Origin of the sequence: Microcoleus sp. A6-C6, assembly GCF_036705955.1 — a bacterium.
In the GTDB taxonomy this organism is placed as follows: Bacteria; Cyanobacteriota; Cyanobacteriia; order Cyanobacteriales; family Microcoleaceae; genus Microcoleus.
The window spans coordinates 1-18391 of the sequence record NZ_JAUBVR010000008.1 but is presented as its reverse complement, the minus strand read 5'-3'; the positions used below and the strand labels follow the sequence as shown (position 1 = coordinate 18391).

At 45.8% G+C, this 18391-nt stretch carries 12 protein-coding genes; 7 read left to right on the top strand and 5 right to left on the bottom strand.

Annotation, left to right across the window (positions count from 1 at the left end):
• Nucleotides 1–72 precede the first annotated feature (72 nt).
• Nucleotides 73–711 (bottom strand): bifunctional 4-hydroxy-2-oxoglutarate aldolase/2-dehydro-3-deoxy-phosphogluconate aldolase, encoded by a 639-nt coding sequence (locus QUB52_RS05350; RefSeq protein ID WP_332974534.1) that lies wholly within the window; start codon nt 709–711, stop codon nt 73–75.
• 257 nt (nt 712–968) lie between these two features.
• Between QUB52_RS05350 and QUB52_RS05345 the strand changes: the two genes are divergently transcribed.
• Together QUB52_RS05345 and QUB52_RS05340 are read left to right on the top strand one after the other, a co-directional pair.
• Complete coding sequence (locus QUB52_RS05345; protein ID WP_332967941.1) at nt 969–1286, top strand: hypothetical protein; 318 nt, start codon at nt 969–971, stop codon at nt 1284–1286.
• A complete protein-coding gene (locus QUB52_RS05340) occupies nt 1279–1542 on the top strand; it encodes a type II toxin-antitoxin system RelE family toxin (RefSeq protein WP_265237788.1) in 264 nt (87 codons plus the stop codon). Before QUB52_RS05345 ends, QUB52_RS05340 begins: the two co-directional genes overlap by 8 nt.
• Nucleotides 1543–1775: 233 nt before the next feature.
• Here the strand turns inward: QUB52_RS05340 and ftsH3 are convergent, their stop codons facing one another.
• Nucleotides 1776–3614, bottom strand: a complete 1839-nt coding sequence (ftsH3, locus tag QUB52_RS05335) for an ATP-dependent zinc metalloprotease FtsH3 (protein WP_332974533.1) — start codon at nt 3612–3614, stop codon at nt 1776–1778.
• Nucleotides 3615–3831: 217 nt separating this feature from the next.
• On the opposite strand from ftsH3, the gene QUB52_RS05330 reads away from it, so the two are divergent.
• Both QUB52_RS05330 and QUB52_RS05325 read left to right on the top strand, forming a co-directional pair.
• Complete coding sequence (locus tag QUB52_RS05330; protein WP_332974532.1) at nt 3832–3996, top strand: hypothetical protein; 165 nt, start codon at nt 3832–3834, stop codon at nt 3994–3996.
• Between the two features lie 96 nt (nt 3997–4092).
• A complete protein-coding gene (locus tag QUB52_RS05325; RefSeq protein WP_332974530.1) occupies nt 4093–11061 on the top strand; it encodes an FkbM family methyltransferase in 6969 nt (2322 codons plus the stop codon).
• 155 nt (nt 11062–11216) lie between these two features.
• On the opposite strand, the gene QUB52_RS05320 is transcribed toward QUB52_RS05325, so the two are convergent.
• Nucleotides 11217–12053 carry a CNNM domain-containing protein gene (locus tag QUB52_RS05320; protein ID WP_265237793.1) on the bottom strand — a complete coding sequence of 279 codons (837 nt, stop codon included), beginning with the start codon at nt 12051–12053 and terminating at the stop codon, nt 11217–11219.
• 413 nt (nt 12054–12466) lie between these two features.
• Nucleotides 12467–13558, bottom strand: a complete 1092-nt coding sequence (locus tag QUB52_RS05315) for a hypothetical protein (protein ID WP_332974529.1) — start codon at nt 13556–13558, stop codon at nt 12467–12469.
• 111 nt (nt 13559–13669) lie between these two features.
• Here QUB52_RS05315 and QUB52_RS05310 point away from each other — a divergent pair, with 111 nt between their 5' ends.
• From QUB52_RS05310 to QUB52_RS05300, 3 genes are all read left to right on the top strand, one after another.
• The gene (locus QUB52_RS05310) at nt 13670–14584 is read left to right on the top strand and encodes a YihY/virulence factor BrkB family protein (RefSeq protein WP_265237796.1); all 915 of its coding nucleotides are present in this window, start codon (nt 13670–13672) and stop codon (nt 14582–14584) included.
• 479 nt (nt 14585–15063) lie between these two features.
• Nucleotides 15064–16332, top strand: a complete 1269-nt coding sequence (locus tag QUB52_RS05305; RefSeq protein WP_265237798.1) for a glycosyltransferase — start codon at nt 15064–15066, stop codon at nt 16330–16332.
• Nucleotides 16333–16434: 102 nt separating this feature from the next.
• Nucleotides 16435–17454 (top strand): glycoside hydrolase family 24 protein, encoded by a 1020-nt coding sequence (locus QUB52_RS05300; protein ID WP_265237799.1) that lies wholly within the window; start codon nt 16435–16437, stop codon nt 17452–17454.
• A gap of 271 nt (nt 17455–17725) precedes the next feature.
• On the opposite strand, the gene QUB52_RS05295 is transcribed toward QUB52_RS05300, so the two are convergent.
• On the bottom strand, nt 17726–18322 hold the full coding sequence (locus QUB52_RS05295; RefSeq protein WP_332974528.1) for a hypothetical protein: 597 nt from the start codon (nt 18320–18322) through the stop codon (nt 17726–17728).
• Nucleotides 18323–18391 lie beyond the last annotated feature (69 nt).

Sequence of the window (18391 nt, the reverse complement as noted above, 5' to 3'; positions counted from 1 at the left end):
TAGATTTGGAAAGTTTCACACATTGTACTATTTTAGATTGTAGATTATAGATTTTAGATTGGGAAAGAGAGGTTAACTAATTGTTAACTTTTGGGTAAGAGTTTGGGCAATTTGGACGATCGCCCGCCAATCTCCATTTTCCAGTAAGTGTTTCGGAAATAAGTCTCCCGCCAAACCAACGGCGATCGCCCCAGCGTCAATAAATACCTTCGCATTTTCCACTGTCACCCCGCCAGTGGGAATCAAAGGAATGTGTCCCAGAGGGCCTTGCAGGCTTTTCAGGTAAGCTGCGCCTCCCAAACCGGATATCGGAAACACTTTAACGCAGGTAGCGCCTGCTTGCCACGCCGTCACAATTTCCGTGGGAGAAAAAGCACCAGGGACGATCGGCACTCCGGCATCAACTGCTGTTTTAATCATAGCTAAATCTGTGTGCGGAGTAAACAAAAATTGAGCGCCGCAATCTATGGCTTCCTGTAACTGTTCTAAGTTTAATAAAGTCCCAGTACCAATACTAAAAGTAGGAAATTCCGAGCGGAGTTCGGCAATTAATTCAGCAGCTTTGTGGGTGTTCCAAGTAATTTCAATAAACACAAATCCGCCTGCTGCTACCGCTGATGCCATCTGCCAAGCGAGTTCCTTTTCGGAGGAACGGATGACTGCGATCGCCCGGTGTTTTTTTAGTTGTGTCAACCAAGATTGATGATTCATGCGATTTGAAATTTTAGATTTAAGATTGAGAATCAATAGACCTCTTGCATGAAATTTTGATAGAGCCGATCAACCGCAGATACTAGGCAGATGCACGCAGATCAACGCAAATAGTTTCAAGAGGTGACTTTAGCCAAAGGTCTACTAATGATTATTATGGTATGGTTTGGAACATGGGCATACAGTTGCTTTTTTTGGGGAAATTAGTATCATTCTAACTAGGATATAATTTTAGTACACATTACAAACTTCGATATATGCCAAACTACAATATGCGCGGCGTTCAATTTTTAACCGATAATCTAGGCAACAAAACCGCTGCAATTGTTGACCTCAAAGAACACAGCGATTTCTGGGTTGATGTGTTGGCTGAATGCGGTGAACCGACAGACTTTCAGTTTTTAGTTGACGGCGAAGGCGAAAAAATTGCGGTGGTGCTCGAATTTGAGAAGCACGGCGAACTCTGGGAGGATGTTTATGACTCTTTGACCATTGAATCTAGAAAAGATGAACCAAGAGTTCCCTGGGAAGAAGTTAAGCAGCAGCTTGAGAAAAAGGGTATGTTGAATGTCTGATTACTTGGTCATTACTGCACGTTCGGCTCAAAAAGACCTGGATGCTCTGCCCGTTGAAATCAGCAGCCGAATTTATCCCCAGATAAATGCTTTAGCAAGTGTCCCGCGCCCGCCGGGGTGTCTCAAGTTAAAGGGGGAGAAAAATGGTTGGCGAATTCGGATTGGTGATTACAGGGTAATCTACACCATTGATGACGACAGCCGCACGATCGATATCAGTAAAGTTCGTCACCGGCGAGAAGTTTATCAAGGGTGAAGTTCAAGTTCGGTTACATACAAATGATACAGTGCGATCGCCAGATCACTCGCGATCTCCTCGCGATCGGGACGATCGCACTCTGGTATAATTCCAATGTCAGCGGATTTGATCTGAAACAGCCCGCGACACAAAAAAATCGGGGCGATTCCAGATTATCCTAGAACCACCCCAATTACAGATTTCAAACTTTAGATTCAACCTAAAATCTCAAATCTAAAACCTAAAATTAATTAGGCAATTGTCGCCATCTTGACATCGCTGTTGGCCAACAAATTTTGCAATTCATCAGCATCCACAGTTTCCTTATCAACTAGCATCTCTGCTAAAGCGTTCAGAACGTGGCGATTGCCAACCAGTACCTCTTTAGCGCGCAGATAAGCTTGCTCTACCAACAAACGCACTTCATCGTCGATTGTGGCTGCGGTTTCTTCGGAGAAATCGCGTTCGGCCATGATATCGCGACCCATGAACATATTCCCTTGTTGGCGACCGAGAGCTACAGGGCCTAGCCGATCGCTCATACCGAAGCGAGTTACCATTTGCCGTGCTACTCTTGCCACTTGTTGCAAGTCATTGGAAGCGCCAGTCGTGACTTCTTCCTCGCCGAAGACAATCTCTTCAGCAATGCGGCCACCCAAAGCTACCGCCATTTGATTTTGCAAGTAAGAGCGAGAATACAAGCCAGAATCCATCCGATCTTCGCTTGGTGTGAACCAAGTCAAACCGCCAGCGCGGCCGCGGGGGATAATGCTAATTTTCTGCACGGGGTCGTAGTCGGGCATCAAAGCACCAACTAAAGCGTGACCGGCTTCGTGGTAAGCTACCAAAGTTTTGCGCTTTTCGCTCATCACGCGGTCTTTCTTTTCTGGGCCGGCCAGCACACGATCGATCGCATCGTTGACTTCATCCATAGAGACTTCGGTCAAGTTGCGACGGGCGGCCAAAATTGCCGATTCATTCAGCAGGTTAGCCAAATCGGCACCTGTGAAACCGGGTGTCCGGCGGGCGATTTTTTCCAAGTCCACGTCTTTCGACAAAGTTTTGCCGCGGGCGTGAACGTTGAGAATTTCCAGGCGGCCGGAGAAATCGGGACGATCGACCACAACTTGGCGATCGAAACGGCCCGGACGCAGCAGCGCAGCATCCAGCACGTCGGGGCGGTTTGTAGCAGCAATCAAAATGATTCCTGTATTGCCCTCAAAACCGTCCATTTCCGTCAGCAACTGGTTCAGGGTTTGTTCCCGTTCGTCGTTACCACCGCCCAAACCAGCTCCCCGCTGGCGGCCTACCGCGTCAATTTCATCGATAAATACGATGCAAGGAGCGTTAGTTTTAGCTTGTTCAAACAAGTCGCGGACGCGGGAAGCACCGACACCCACGAACATTTCGACAAATTCTGAACCGGAAATCGAGAAGAAGGGAACGCCTGCTTCTCCAGCAACTGCCTTGGCGAGCAAGGTTTTGCCTGTTCCGGGAGGGCCCACTAGCAGTACGCCTTTGGGGATTTTTGCTCCGACTGCGGTGAAGCGATCGGCATTTTTCAGGAAGTCTACGACTTCGGCGAGTTCTAGCTTGGCTTGTTCGATGCCGGCTACGTCTCCGAATGTCACCTGAGTTTGAGGTTCCATTTGAACTCTAGCTTTGGATTTGCCGAAGTTCATGGCTTGGTTTCCGGGCCCGTTTTGGGCGCGCCGCACCAGGAAAAACAGTCCTACCAAGAGCAGGATCGGGAAGAACAGGCTGCTGAGGGCTTTTACCCAGAAGCCTTCGTCGTTTTGGGGCAGAACTGAAATGTCTACGTTGTTTTTGGTCAGGATGTTGATCAGTTCGGGGTCATTCGGCAGGTTGACGAGTACCTTGTTGCCGTCTTGAGCCGTTACGAGGGCTTTGCTGCGATCGGAACTGATATTTATTTTGTCTACTCTCTTGCCTTCGACTTCCTGAATGAATTGGCTGTACTTCCAAACTTCCCTACTTGGGGGCTGTTTGTCAAAAAATGCGGTTGCTAGGGCAATGACTACAATAGCCAGCAGTGCGTACAGTCCAGCGTTTCTCCACCGTTTATTCACCGAGGTCGATCCTCCTAATTATTTAGTCCCTACAGTTCGGGATTTTTTATTTATGTTCATCAATCTTAACGTAATTGTAACTTGTTTGCGGCCTGCAAGATCGCCCTATAGGGCGATCTTGCTTGCATGGTGGAAACCGAACGTGGCTTTACTGCGTCAGGTGATGAAATGCTTTCCTCGCAAAAGGTAAATTTTTGATTACACTATAAAGTAATTTTTGTCAAGTGCATCACAGGCGATCGCTGACTGTGCTGTTTTGGCAGCCGACTTGGCCTATAACTATGAAGAAGTTTTGGAGTTACAGGATCGCGATCGGCTGTTTACCTATATATATAGGAAATCACTCAAAAAAGTTAAGCCACAGACCTTCGGCATCCTCTAAAATATCCTGTAAAAGGTTAAAACTCCTGAATAATCATTCAACTAAACTCTGACTTTTGACTTTCATGTTGCAGCAATAAAAAAGGAATTTAAAACAATGGCAATTAAATCATCAATGGCAATAGATTTTATTCGTAACTTTGTTCAACCTGGAGAGCTTGTTTTTGATGTGGGGGCAAATATAGGGCAAAAAGCTGATGTCTATGCTGCCGCTGGGGCGAAAGTAATATGCTTTGAACCACAGCCAAATTGTGTCAACATCCTGACCGAAAAATACCAGAATAATCAAAATATCGCCATCGTTAATAAGGGGTTGGCGGAACAAGCGGGAACGATGGAGCTTTCAGTATGTAATGATGCGAATTACATATCAACTTTTTCTAAAAAATGGCAAACCGGACGTTTTGCTAACTACCAATGGAATGAAACTGTTAGCGTAGAAGTTACTACCTTAGATGAGATGATCGAAGTGTGGGGACGACCACATTTTTGTAAAATAGATGTAGAAGGCTTCGAGTATCAAGTATTAAAGGGACTATCTACACCAATTCCTTATATATCATTTGAGTTTGCCATAGAATTTATTGACGATACAAAAAAGTGCATAAACCACCTGAAAACTCTCGGATATAAGCTTTTCAATTTTGCCAATGGCGAACAAACTAATTTAGTATTTCCTGAATGGGTTTCCGAGGAACGCCTTGTCAAGTACCTAGAATCTAGCAATGACTCCTTACTGTGGGGAGATATTTATGCTAAATTCGAGGCAAATCAGCATCATACTTCTGGTAGCGGAATAGCTAAAAATAGCAGCAATGAAGTGATAGCAACAAAAGGATATCTCAACTTACAGAAACTTTGTCAGGAACACTCGATTACCCCGCGCGGCCTGATTCACATCGGAGCCCATGAAGGGCAAGAAATGAAGGAATATCAAGCGATGGGCGTGCCAAAAGTGCTGTTCATAGAGGCTAACCCTTCTGTCTTTGAAAGATTGAAACAGAATATAGCTGGACTTCCTAATGTGTGGGCGGCAAATTGCGCTGTCAGCAACGAAAATGGCACAGTCAATCTGCGCGTAAATTCCCACGATATGAGCAGCAGCATTCTGCCCCTGAAGCTACATAAAGATATTTACCCCGGAATGGTAGAGGTAAATCAAGTTACCGTCATCTCGAAAACTCTTGACTCGCTGATGGAACAAAGCCAGTTCACTCCCCCTGACTTTAATATCATTAATATTGATATTCAAGGGGCAGAACTTTTAGCATTTCAAGGCGCAGTCGAGACTTTGAAATATATAGACGCAATTATCACAGAAGTTAATCGCGAAGAACTTTATGAAGGGTGCGCGTTAATTGACCAAATTGATGATTTCCTCTCATCCTACGGGTTTCAACGAGTAGCGATGGCCCATCCTTCCCATCCATCTTGGGGAGATGCTTTTTATGTCAAAAAACCACTTCCGAGTCAAGATGCGGGTAATTTGAGTTCGAGTGGCTTGTCTGTAAGTGCGATCGACAATACCATCATCGTAACCAGCATAGCACCGGGAAATATTGAGAATCAGCGGGCTGCTGTTGAAAGCTGGCGAACTCTGGGATTTTCGCCTGTTTCGCTCAATAGCCCTGAAGAAATTAGCCAACTACAGCCCATCTATGCCAATGTTACTTTTCAGGCTGTCAACCGCGATGCACGGGTCGAGGCGGGAAGACCGCTAGTGTATCTTGATGATATATTTGCATATTTGCGCGATCGCCCTACAAAAATTTGCGGCATAGTCAACTCAGACATTAGCCTGAAAGCTGGTAACGATTTTCTCGCCTTAATCTGCAAAGAAGCGGAAAATTCCATAGTTTTCGGTTCGCGAGTCGATGTCGAGACATCTGAAAACACAGAGGGGAAAGTTTACGCTCAGGGATTTGATTTCTTCTTCTTTGACAAACAACTGTTAGAACAGTTTCCAACTTCCCAATTTAGTTTAGGTCTTCCCTGGTGGGATTTGTGGATACCGCTTACCGCTCATCAGAAAAATCTCAATCTGAAATATCTTGCTAGTCCAGTTGCCTATCATATCAAACATCATGTCAATTACATCAACAACTTTTGGCAAACAAAAGGAATTCACTTCACGCAGTTTTTCGATCTAAATTTGTCGCGCCAATTTGAACAACTGCTGGCGAATGAAAATAGCCGTTTGCAAAGCGAACTGACGAATGTTGCAGTTCAATTCATGACTTTAATTGACAAACAGACGCCAAAAATTCAATATGAAACAAAAGATGTCACTGCTCAAGTTTCAGATTCATTAAAAGTATCCGCCATAGTTTCTACTTACAACTCAGAAAACTTTATTCGCGGATGTCTGGAAGACCTGATAAACCAAACCCTGTACCAAAAAGGCGCACTGGAAATCATTGTCATTGACAGCAATTCCCAACAGAATGAAGGAGCAGTATTTCGGGAGTTTCAAGGAAAATATCCTAACATAATTTACTGCCGGATACCAGAGCGAGAAACGATTTATGCGGCTTGGAATAGAGGCATCCAGATGTCGAGAGGCCGATACATTACTAATGCGAACGCCGACGACAGACACCGCCCCGACGCATTGGAAATTATGGCTAATTCTTTGGACTTGCAACCAGAAACCGCTCTGGTTTACGGCGATCAATTAATTACGAATGTTGTTAATGATACTTGGGCGGCGACGCAATCTAAAACGCGGTGGAATTGGCCGGAATTTTCCTATGGGGAACTGGAAAAGCGCTGCATTACGGGCTCTCAGCCGATGTGGAGAAAATCTCTGCACGAAAAACATGGCTATTTCCGAGCAGAATTGACTGCGGCTGGGGATTACGAATTTTGGCTGCGGATTGGCAAAACAGAAAATATGTGCCGCATCCCGGAAGCGATCGGGCTTTACTACCACAACGAACAAGGTTTAGAATATGGTTCAGGGCGATCGCAACAAGAAACGCTTAAGATATGGGATGAATACGGCATCATCCGCCGAGGTATCAAACCCGCCACTACCGTCCCCGTTGCTATCTCTCCGTCACAGCTAAACGCCATGCCCTACCGCACATCCGAACCAGCACTCGTCAGCATCATCATCCCCTGCTACAACCACGCAAATCTACTCAGAGAAGCTGTAGAAAGCGTTGTCAATCAAACCTATCAAAATTGGGAGTGCATAATTGTTAACGACGGTAGCACCGATGATACCAGCAACTTCGCAAACTATTTAATTCAATTGTATCCTCAAAAAGCGCTGCGCCTGATCGACAAACCCAACACAGGGCCCGCTGATTCGAGAAATGTTGGCGTGCAGCAATCGTCAGGAAAATTGATTTTATTCCTGGATGCTGATGATAAAATTCATCCCAAATTTATAGAGGAGTGCGTTGAAGTTTTATCAGCAAAACCGAATGTGGGCTTTGTCTATACAGATGTGCAGCACTTCGGGGCAAACTGCGATTTAGTCAACCACGGCGACTTTGAACCCAATAAATTTTTGAGAGACAATCAAGCCCCCGCTACTTCCCTATTTAGAAGGGAAATTTACGAGCAAGTAGGCGGCTTGAAAAAAGTGATGAAGCTGGGATGCGAAGATTGGGAATTTTGGATTTCTGCCTATGAAAAAGGCTGGTTAGGCGATCGATTACCTCAGCCTTACCTGTACTATAGGCAACATGGCGACGGCTCTAGCAGAACCCAAAAAATGGCGGGAGAACGCCCAAAATTAGACTTGATGAGAGCTACAATTGTTCGCCTACACTCTCAACTTTATAAACCCGAAGAAGTTCGTTGGTCAGAACAAATTTTGCAGCAACACGGCAACTTGATTGCTGATGAATTAGCTCAAGTTATTAAACCAGAACAATTCTTAGCTTCCCTTCCTCAATACTTGGGAGATTACCAAAAAGACCAAACTAATCAAGTTGCTTTGGCTAACATCCGCGACTGCCGCCGACAACTTGCCGATTATTTGGTGAATCTACCCGCAGAAAAACTAGAAACTGCCTACTCCGGCGATGCAGGTAAGGCACATCAAATGCTGCTCAACAGCACTATCAAATATGAAGCACTAACAGATGCCGAACAGAGTTTGATAGCTCAACTAGCAGCACATATATCCCAGGGAATTAAAACTCTCAAAGATGTTAACTACTTACTAGCAGCCGCTCTTTACCGTCGGGCTGACCAGTTGTTGCTGAAGTATGAAAACGCAGCTATACCCAATTGGTTTGTCAACGACTATCTCAAATTTATGTTTGCGGCGCCGACGCTATTTCAAGAACTAGGAGAGGCTGACAATTATTGCCACTACGTGCAGGGATGGGTTAGTTACGTACACCGCAATATATTCCAAAACCAAAATTCACAAGTTTGGCAGGAAATTGCCTGGTTTTTTACTCAAAGTGCTAACTTTATCCCTCTATACTTCAATAGTGAAAATCTCAAAGATATCTACACGAAGCGGGCAGATATTATTGAATTTGCGATGAAAAATCGCGGTGCTGCCATTGATTGCATTTTTCCTGCAAGGTCTGCAAACAGACAGAAAATTCGGGTCGGAGTTCTGACTAAGCATTTCGGGGCGATGACGGAAACTTTCGCCACTTTGCCTGCTTTTGAATATCTGAACAGAGAGCAGTTTGAAATTATTTTGTACGCTCTAAATCTGGATGGCAATAAACTAGAACAGTATTGCCAGAGTCGCGCTGACAGACTGGTGCAACTGTCGAGTAATTTGCAAAGTCAAGTTCAGGAAATCCGCGCTGATGACTTAGATATTCTGCTGATTGCTACGAATATTACTGCTGTCACTCATCCCATTAGTTTACTAGCGCTGCATCGATTGGCGCGGGTACAAACTACTTGTTTTAATTCTCCTGTGACGACGGGAATGCGCCACATTGACTATTATATTGCTGGCAAGTTGATGGAACCGACACTTGAGGGAGGCGCGCATTATCGCGAGCAATTAGCAACTATTGACGGGCCTGGCTGCTGTTTTAGCTATACCCTCGAACCTTATACTCCTAATATTCAACTCAACAGACATAGCCTTGGCATTTCTGAGGAATCGGTTGTGTTTATTTCGAGTGCGAATTTGTATAAGTTGGTGCCGGAGTTAAGGGAAACTTGGGCAAAAATTCTGGCGGCTGTTCCTAATTCTCTGCTGTTTTTAATGCCTTTTGGCCCTAGCTGGACTAATTATTATCCAGGGGCGGCTTTTGTGAATAATCTGCAAGGGGTTTTGGCTAAGTATGGGGTTGAGAGTCAGCGTTTGCGGGTGTTGAAGGCTTTTCCTAATCGTGCGGATGTTAAGGAAGTTTTGAAGTTGGGTGATGTTTATTTGGATTCTTATCCCTATGCGGGGACTACTTCTCTGGTTGATCCGCTGGAGGTTGGATTGCCAACTGTTGTTCGGGATGGTGATACTTTACGATCGCGCATGGGAGCGGCTGTGGTACGATCGCTCTTGATGCCAGATTTAATCGCCCATGACGAAGCATCCTACATTCAGCTAGCCGTTACCCTCGGCACTAACCCACAACTGCGCCAGCAAAAACGGCAGGAAATTCAGCAAAAAATGCAAGCCAATCCCCCCTGTTTTGACAGTGTTGCATATTCAGGGGCGATCGCAAAATTATTCCAAGAGCTCTTTAGCAACTGGCAAAGCAGCCACCTAGAAGCCTCGCGCAGCTTGCAGGCTAGCATTCCCAAGCAGCCAGATTTGAGCGAGATTCTCTCAAATAACGTCCAGCTTTACCAAAGAAACTCATCAAACATCTCAGCAATATCCGAACTGCGTCAAATCCGCAAACAAATCGCTGATTTTTGGCTGAACATTCCCGCCGAAAATCTGGAAGCAACCTATAAAAGTGCGCCCGGTAAAAGCTATCAAATTCTGCTGACTAGCGGCTTTCAACATCAAGCCATGATGGAAAGCGAACAAATAATTTTGCAGCAATTAACGCAGATTAGCAAAGGATTAGTGCATCCCAAAGCTGTCAATGCCTTGCTGGCGGCGATGCTGTATTTCCCACCGGGAACCATGCGCATTCCCGACGCTCGCAACCGCTTGCCACACTGGTTAATTGGGGATTATGAACAAGTTTTTGAGACTGAATCCGCCGTCAAGTCTGATTCAAGTTCTGACTTGCTAGCTCAATACATTCAATCCCCACAATTTGCGAATCAACTGTTAGGATGCGTCAATCTTTACCGCATTGATTCGTCTGACGAATCGGTAGTTTTGGAACTCCGCCAAATCCGCAAACAACTGGCTGATTTTTGGCAGAATGTCCCTTCAGACAAACTCGAAACTTTTTACCGAGGCGAAGTTCGCAAAGGATATCAAGCAATACTTAGCTGCGGCTTGCAAGCAGAATCAATGACTGAAGCCGAACAGAAGTTTTTGCAGCAATTGACCGAAACTAGCAAAGGGTTAGTGCATTCTCAAGCTATCAATGCTTTGCTGGGTGGAATGTTGTATTTTTTCCCTGGAAAAATGCGGGTTCCCGACGCTCGCACCCGCTTGCCGCAGTGGTTGATTGAGGATTACGAAAAGGTGTTTGAGAGCGCATTTCTGGCAACAGAACAAACCATTGTCAACCAAGATTATTTGCCGCAGTTTCTCAATCAATTAAATGCTGCCGTGAATCTTTATGAAATTGATCCGACAGCAGAAATGGTAATAGTAGATTTGCGGCAAATTCGCAAGCAAATTGCTGATTTGTGGCTGAGTCTTTCTGCCGAGCAAGTGGAACTTTTGTATCGGAGTGATTTTGGCAAGGGTTACAAAGCAATGCTCGGCAGCGGGTTTATTAATGAGCCGCTGAATGAGAGTGAACGCGCGTTTTTTAATTCGTTGGTTGCTGAGTTGAGTAAGGGGTTTGGAACGCCTAAGGCTGTACATAATTTGTTGGCGGCGATGCTGTTTTGTCGTGCTGGGCAGTTGCAAGTTCAGGATGCGAATAGTTGTTTGCCTGAGTGGTTGTTTGAGGATTATGAGCAGTTTGTTGGGGGTCCGGTTAAGGTGGCTGTTGGGTGATTGAGGTCGCACTTTTTGAGATTTGGGATTAGTTGTTAGTCTCAAATCTCAGGTTAATTAAAATTTCGGGCGGGCTAGAAGCCCACCCCACAATGTTTTTTTCTTGTGGGATGGGCTTCTAGCCCGTCCTAGTTATTTTTGCAATTCAAGTCTATTCAATTCAAGACGAGTTCTGGATGTTGTGGCTCAAATAAGGGGCGTGTTACTTGGCGCAGGAGGACTGTTTCTAAGCTGCCTTCTATTACGTTTGCTGCTTCTATTTCTAATTCGCCCCACAAGAATCGATCGCCCTGAGCGGGCATTTTACCCAAAGTGTGTATCACAAATCCGGCGATTGTTTGGTAAGCTTGGTTGGTCGGCAGGTTTAATCCGAGTTTTTCGTTAACTGCTGTTACTTCCCAGACGCCTGAAATTAGTGCTGAATGAGCATCTTTTTCCACGATTGTTGCTTCGGAAGGTGACAGCAGCGGTTCGGACTTTTTACTGGTAATCCCATCTGTCAGCAGCCGCACAGTACCGTTGAGAATTGCTAGCAGCGGCCACAGTATTTTTGAGCAGATTTCTAGGGCGGGCATTAGCAGCAAAGCGGTGCGTTCTGGGGCGTGGGTTGCTAATACTTTGGGGATGAGTTCTCCTAATACTATCTCGACGTAAGTTACTAAGATAAAAGCTGCGGGAATTGCGATCGAATGAGCGCTCAACATGGCGGGTAAATGACCGATCGGCAATTTGTCGATCCACGGCTCGATCCAGTGTACAGTCGCACTCTCGCCCAACCAACCTAACAGCAAGCTCCCTGCCGTTGTGCCTGTTTGAGTCACCGACAGGTAATGCGGTATGTTCTTCTGCGCTTGGTGGACGAGTTCGGCGGTTTGGGCGGTTGGGCGATCGCGCAAGTGAGCAAGTTGGCGGATTTGATGGCGATCGGCTGATACTAATGCTAATTCTGCCGCCACAAAAAACGCGATTAAAAGTGTTAAGCCCAGTAACATTGCTAATCTCAGCAGTGTTTGGGCGACTTCTATTTCCAGGCAAGCAAGGTTGTTCAAAATAGATAAATAATACGATAGATATTTTTGACTAATACGTTTATTTTAGCTGTCGATTCAGATAGATTGACTGCCTCACATATCGGATATCCGCACTACCCGTATTCGTAGGGTGCGCAATGCGCACCTTACCGTACAAGTTATGAACTCTTTGTCTTCTCTTAAGCTATTCTGCATGAAAAATTATTTTTATGGACGGACTAGAAGTCCATCCCACAGGAGTTTTAAGCAACAGAATTGTTAAAATTAGATGCGCGTCACCTTATCTAGCTGAGTGGAACAGACGGGACGCCTGTTCTCCTTGGCGGTTCCTAAAAAAAACAATCCAATTCACAAAACCAGAACTAATTGCTGTCTCAACTCTCCGTTACCTCCCGCAGCGAATCAATTTCCGTAAAAGTCTCCTCCGGATCGGACTTCAACCCGCCTTGAATGTAATTCAACTTCACTTCTTCTAACAAATCCGACAGCAGCGACTGCAATTCCCCGAGAGTTTTTTCATCTTGCAATTCCCGCCGCAAACTTTGATTGAATTCTTGGCTGAAATTATCAATAATTTTTCGCCCTTTATCATCTTCGTAAGTAGTTGCTACCACATCAACCGCAGTTTGAGCTAAATAATTCGCTAGCTGTTCGGTCATTTCCTTAGGCAGAATATTAATCGGCGAGAAAGTTTGCAGGAGTTGATAAAAATCCGATTGTTTGATGGTTGTTTCCAGATTGTGGTGCAGCAATTCTTCCAAACCCGGTTGCACCTGCGGCAAAACTTTGTAAATTGTCAGTTCCAAAATCCGGTTGGTAATTTGTTCGATCGTATTTTCCTGATTGACGTGAAGGTAGGTCTGCTGCGGTTCCAGCAGTACCCGCGCTGCGTCGCCTTGTTCGATCGAACTTTGAGCTTGATTGATAAACCGCACCATCATGTATTCCGACATCGTATCGGCTAAATAAGCCACCGGTTCGTAGGTAATTTGAGCAATGGCGCGATCGAGATTCACCAAACCCGACTTGTGGAGGCGCACCAACACAGGCAGAATCCGCCACCCGTACCAAATCGGAATCAACAGAAACACCTCGTACCAGCGCCTCAGCACAAAATTAGACCAACTTACCCCCGGTTTGCGGCGGGTGTGGAACAGACTTTTAATCAAAAATTCCGCCCAAAAAAAGGCGATAAACCACGCATCAATTCGCCAAAACTGGTCAGCATTTGGCAAAGATTCGGGATTTGGCAAACTAGAATTAATACCTTTAATCGGGTCGTAAATTTTAACTATACCCGGCAAATAGCTCTGATAAATAGGGCGCAACTGAAGGTAACTGAAATGAAAAATCACCAGCAAGAAGTTTGCCACCGCTACTAATGTGCTCAGTTTTGCCCAGGACACTGATTTTTTTGACACTTGTGCATCGGTGCTGTTAACAGTTGTGTTGGAATCTGACATCATAGTAATTTTCTGAGTTTGCTAATCGATAAATCTATCTTGTGGCTGAGGCTGAAAAACTCCTAAACTATTATAATCCCTTGGTAAAGCATAAGTATAAGGAAACCAAAGGTCGTGAACTTAAAGACAGTCATATCGCTGCTCAAAGAAACTTTTACTCAATGGCAAAAAGATAAAGCACCCACCCTAGCCGCCGCCCTAGCCTATTACACAGTCTTCTCCCTCGCTCCGCTGCTAATTATCGTAATTGCGATCGCGGGTTTAGTCTTTGGTGCAGACGCAGCCCAAGGTCAAATCGTCACCCAACTCCAAAGTCTAATCGGCAAAGATGGCGCCCAAACCGTCCAAGAATTGATCCTCAAAGCCTCCGAACCCAAGTCGGGAATGATTGCTACTTTAGTCGGCGTCGCTACACTTTTGTGGGGCGCTTCCAACGTATTTACTAATCTTAAAGAAGCCCTCAATACTATTTGGAATGTTTCACCGCCTCCCGGACGTGGCATCTGGGGCTTTTTGCAAGACCGCGTATTGTCTTTTGCAATGATTTTGGGCATAGGCTTTTTACTGCTAGTATCTTTAGTAATTAGCGCCGTTTTAGCAGCAGTCAGTTATTGGTTGAACGGCTTGCTACAGTTGCCAGTCGGTATTTGGCAGATTGTGGACTTTGCTATCTCCTTTGGTGTAGTTACGCTGCTGTTTGCCTTGATTTACAAACTTTTGCCCGATGTCGATCTTGCTTGGAATGATGTGTGGATCGGCGCCGCCATCACTTCAGTGCTGTTTACGATCGGCAAATCCCTAATTGGAATTTACCTGGGAGGTAGCGGTATTGCCTCTACCTACGGTGCTGCGGGATCGTTCGTGATTATCCTGCTTTGGATTAATTATTCCGCTCAAATTCTCTTCTTAGGCGCCGAGTTTACGCAAGTTTGGGCTAATCGATACGGCTCCAAAATGCGAAGTTCGCGAAATAATACCATGCACGAAAATGAGGAATCCTCCACGCGCAAACATCGGAACAATTCTTAACATTAAAAAGATGCAGTAACACATAAGCCAGAAGGCGCAAGGAAAGAAAAATTTTGAATGTAATTTAGCTTTCTTTTCGATCGCCCTGTAAAGTTCTATCTTTAGGAAGATTTACTTCTGATTTCTCTACATCTCAAACTATTTCTCCCGAAAGGTAACAATTCTACCTTCGACTGACGGAAGCACCTCGAACAGCAAGCTGAAAGCAGGTTCGAGTTTGACACCGGCGCGAATCAGGGAAATTTAGTTTACCCTTGTTCATTTCTATTTAGATTATCTAGAGTTGGATCTGTTGCACGTATCTGTCAGCAGAAGGAAGTCGGCTGTCAATTTCCCCCCGGAAAGTTATCCCTGAAGGATGATTTATCGATCGCCTATTTTGATTTTAATTAAAATTAGATTTAACCTTGCAATCCTCACGTAGTAGCCAAAAGAGCACTTTCAATCTGCAAGTTTTTTTAAAATTTTGGTAAATAATCATGATTTCATTAACAAAAAAACGCATCGCCCTGATCTCGGTACACGGCGATCCGGCTGTGGAAATTGGCAAAGAAGAAGCGGGCGGGCAAAATGTTTACGTGCGTCAAGTAGGAGAAGCTCTGGCGAAACAGGGGTGGCAAGTTGATATGTTCACCCGATCGTCCGATCGCCAACAAGCAAGGATTGTACAGCACAGTCGCAATTGCCGGACAATTCGGCTAGTAGCAGGGCCACAAGAATTTATTCCCCGCGACGAACTTTTCGGATATTTGCCGATTTTTGTTCACGAATTTCAGAAGTTTCAGTTAGAGTCAGGCTTTCAATATCCCTTAGTTCACACGAATTACTGGCTGTCTTCTTGGGTGGGAATGGAGTTGAAAAAATCCCAACCCCTGCGACAAGTTCACACTTATCATTCTTTGGCAGCAGTTAAATATAAGTCGGTTACGACAATTCCGATGATTGCCAAAACCAGGCTGCAAGTGGAAAAAACACTTCTGGAAACAGCCGATCGCGTAGTGGCTACCAGTCCCCAAGAAAGAGAACACATGAGGTCTCTGGTGTCCTCAAAAGGCAATATTGAGATCATTCCCTGCGGTACCGAGATTGAGCGGTTTGGGTCGATCGGGCGATCGGCCGCCCGCCAGCAGTTGGGAATAGCACCGGAAACCAAAGTCGTGCTGTACGTCGGCCGTTTTGACCACCGCAAAGGCATCGAAACCTTAGTCCGCGCCGTCAGTCTGTCAGCGCTGCGAGGCAAAGGCGATTTAAAACTAATTATCGGTGGCGGCTGGCGTGAGGGCGAATGCGACGGTAAAGAGCGCGATCGGATCGGCAGCATAGTTCAAGAATTAGGCTTAAGCGACATTACCAGTTTTCCCGGTGGCTTGAGTCGAGACATTCTCCCCGCCTACTACGCCGCCGCCGATGTCTGCGTCATTCCCAGCCATTACGAACCCTTCGGTTTAGTCGCCATTGAAGCGATGGCCTGCCGCACGCCCGTAGTCGTCTCCGACGTGGGAGGGCTGAAATATACCGTAGTGCCGCGACAAACCGGTTTACTGGCGCCACCGAAAAATGAAGCGCTGTTTGCAAGTGCGATCGATCGGCTGTTAGTTGACTCAGTATGGCGCCAGCAACTCGGACAAGCAGGCCGAGTGCGCGTCCAAACCTATTTCAGTTGGGACGGTGTAGCCTCCCAACTAGGTCAACTTTACACTCAACTGCTCGAAAAAGCGGCGATGAAACTTGACCCCGTGAGCGCTTAGTAGTATCACTTAGTATGGTTGAAGCCAGTTTCCCTCGATCCCTGTTCCTATCATCCGTTCTAACTGGGAATCTTCAACTAGAAGTGATATCAGGAGGTACTCTTGTACGCACCAGAACATCTGGGAAGCTATCTGCAACCCATTTCAGACATCGAGCTAATTCGCCTGTGGGTCGATCGCAAATCCCCTCGCAGCAAGAGTTTTAGTTGGCAGACGGCTAACAGTTTTCAGCGGTTTGTAGAAAAACCGCTCGCAGAAGTGACTCTGACAGATGTCCAGACTTTCGCCACAGCGATGAGGGCTCGCAAACTTCCACCTCGTTTCTACAAACAAACCTTGCTAGCCTTGAAATCGCTGTTCGCCTTCGGCCAGCAAACAGGAATCTTACCCGCAGCCATTCCCCTGCACGGGTGGCCGATGCGACAGCGCAGCCAGCATTCCAAACGCCTCCGTTTGAGGCTGGGGTGGAGTTTGTGCATTTGTTCGTGCTTTTTTTTGGGTAGAATGAGCCCGAAACTGTGGGGACAAACTGTCTCGGCAGAAATCTCGCCGCCTCCGAAAGGCGTGACTGTCTCGTCAGAAAGCTCTCGGACTTCGCCCCAAGCCTTGCCGAAAGTTCCAACTGGCGACTCACCAGACAAAGGAGAGGATAACATTGAGCGCGATCGAGTAAAAGCATTTCTCGACACCATTGCCACAGCCGAAGGCACTGCTGGTTCCGAGGGCTACCATACCCAGTACACCGGCACCAAATTTGACAGTTTCAGCGACCATCCCAGAGAAATGAGATGCGGCCGCCGCTACGGCAAAAAGCTGTGTTCCGACGCTGCGGGGCGGTATCAGTTTCTCAGCACAACTTGGGATAGATTTGCTAAAAAATTTAGCATCACCGATTTCAGCCCTCAAAATCAAGACTTTGTAGCTGTAGAGTTGATCCGAGAAAAAGGTGCTTTAGAAGATATAGAAGCGGGTAGATTGGAGCCAGCCATCAGAAAACTCGCCTACATCTGGCCTTCTTTTCGTCGTTTTGGCGGTTCAGTGGACTCGTCGATACCCAAACTGGAAAAAATGTACCTGCAAAATTTAGGGATTTACCGCCCAGGATTGGTTGTTAGCAATTAGTCATCGCAGTGAAAAGCCTGTAAATGGCAGGCAGGATGCCTACCCCACAAGAGTTTTTGGAGATAGCTATAAGTTGAGATTGGGGGAGTTATGGGTGATGTCTATTCTGTGGGAAGTTGTGGGAAGTTAAAAATTAGGCTAATTTTCCATCTTCCATGTTAACGATGCGATCGGCAGCAGCGAGGAATTTGATTGAAGAATTATGGAAATGCTATAAAGGGCGATCGCCCTTGATGGCTGCGATCGCCCTTGATGGCTGCGATCGCAGGTTTTAGTCAGGTGTTTTACCTAACCGTTCCCTCAATTCATCAGCCGATAGTTGGGGCAGTTGTTCTACAAGCAATGTCAATTCTGCCAGAGGCAATGCCAATAAATTATTGACGGCTGCTGGTAGAAGATCGCCCAATTCGGGCGATCGTACTTGCAAGACACTTTCCACCAACAATTTAACCGCAGATTCCCGCCCTGCATCATCAACTGTCAACATCGACAATCCCAGCAACAGCACAGTAAATTCCGCCGCAGGCAACTTGGATATTGGAGATAAAACAACTGTCATTTTTGGAGTTAATTCTCCAAATCTAACTACCAGAAAATTTTCTAAGATTAAGCGTTTTTGTTCTTGTCTACCTCTTTCTAAACCTTGTTCTAGTCCTCTTTCTAAGCCTTGTTCTAGTCCTCTTTCTAAGCCTCTTTCTAAGCCTTGTTCTAGTCCTCTTTCTAAGCCTTGTTCCAGCCCCTGTTCCAGCCCCTGTTCTATTCCATGTCGCTGCGCTGCTTCTAATTGTTCTTGAAAAAGTGGTGCTATCGCCATAATTAACTCCCGCTCTTCTGGCTCTAATTCCTGTTGGGTATCAGTTAGTGACATACTCCTACGCCAACTGAGTACAGTATGGCGTAGGCTTCTCAGTGACTCCAGCTATTGCTTCGGACATTG

Excerpts from the sequence above, each read along its gene's own strand:
- QUB52_RS05305 (WP_265237798.1), top strand. The coding sequence starts at position 15,064 with ATGATTTCATTAACAAAAAAACGCATCGCCCTGATCTCGGTACACGGC.
- QUB52_RS05345 (WP_332967941.1), top strand. The coding sequence starts at position 969 with ATGCCAAACTACAATATGCGCGGCGTTCAATTTTTAACCGATAATCTA.
- QUB52_RS05315 (WP_332974529.1), bottom strand. The coding sequence starts at position 13,558 with ATGATGTCAGATTCCAACACAACTGTTAACAGCACCGATGCACAAGTG.
- QUB52_RS05340 (WP_265237788.1), top strand. The coding sequence starts at position 1,279 with ATGTCTGATTACTTGGTCATTACTGCACGTTCGGCTCAAAAAGACCTG.
- QUB52_RS05320 (WP_265237793.1), bottom strand. The coding sequence starts at position 12,053 with ATGTTACTGGGCTTAACACTTTTAATCGCGTTTTTTGTGGCGGCAGAA.
- QUB52_RS05325 (WP_332974530.1), top strand. The coding sequence starts at position 4,093 with ATGGCAATTAAATCATCAATGGCAATAGATTTTATTCGTAACTTTGTT.
- QUB52_RS05295 (WP_332974528.1), bottom strand. The coding sequence starts at position 18,322 with ATGTCACTAACTGATACCCAACAGGAATTAGAGCCAGAAGAGCGGGAG.
- QUB52_RS05350 (WP_332974534.1), bottom strand. The coding sequence starts at position 711 with ATGAATCATCAATCTTGGTTGACACAACTAAAAAAACACCGGGCGATC.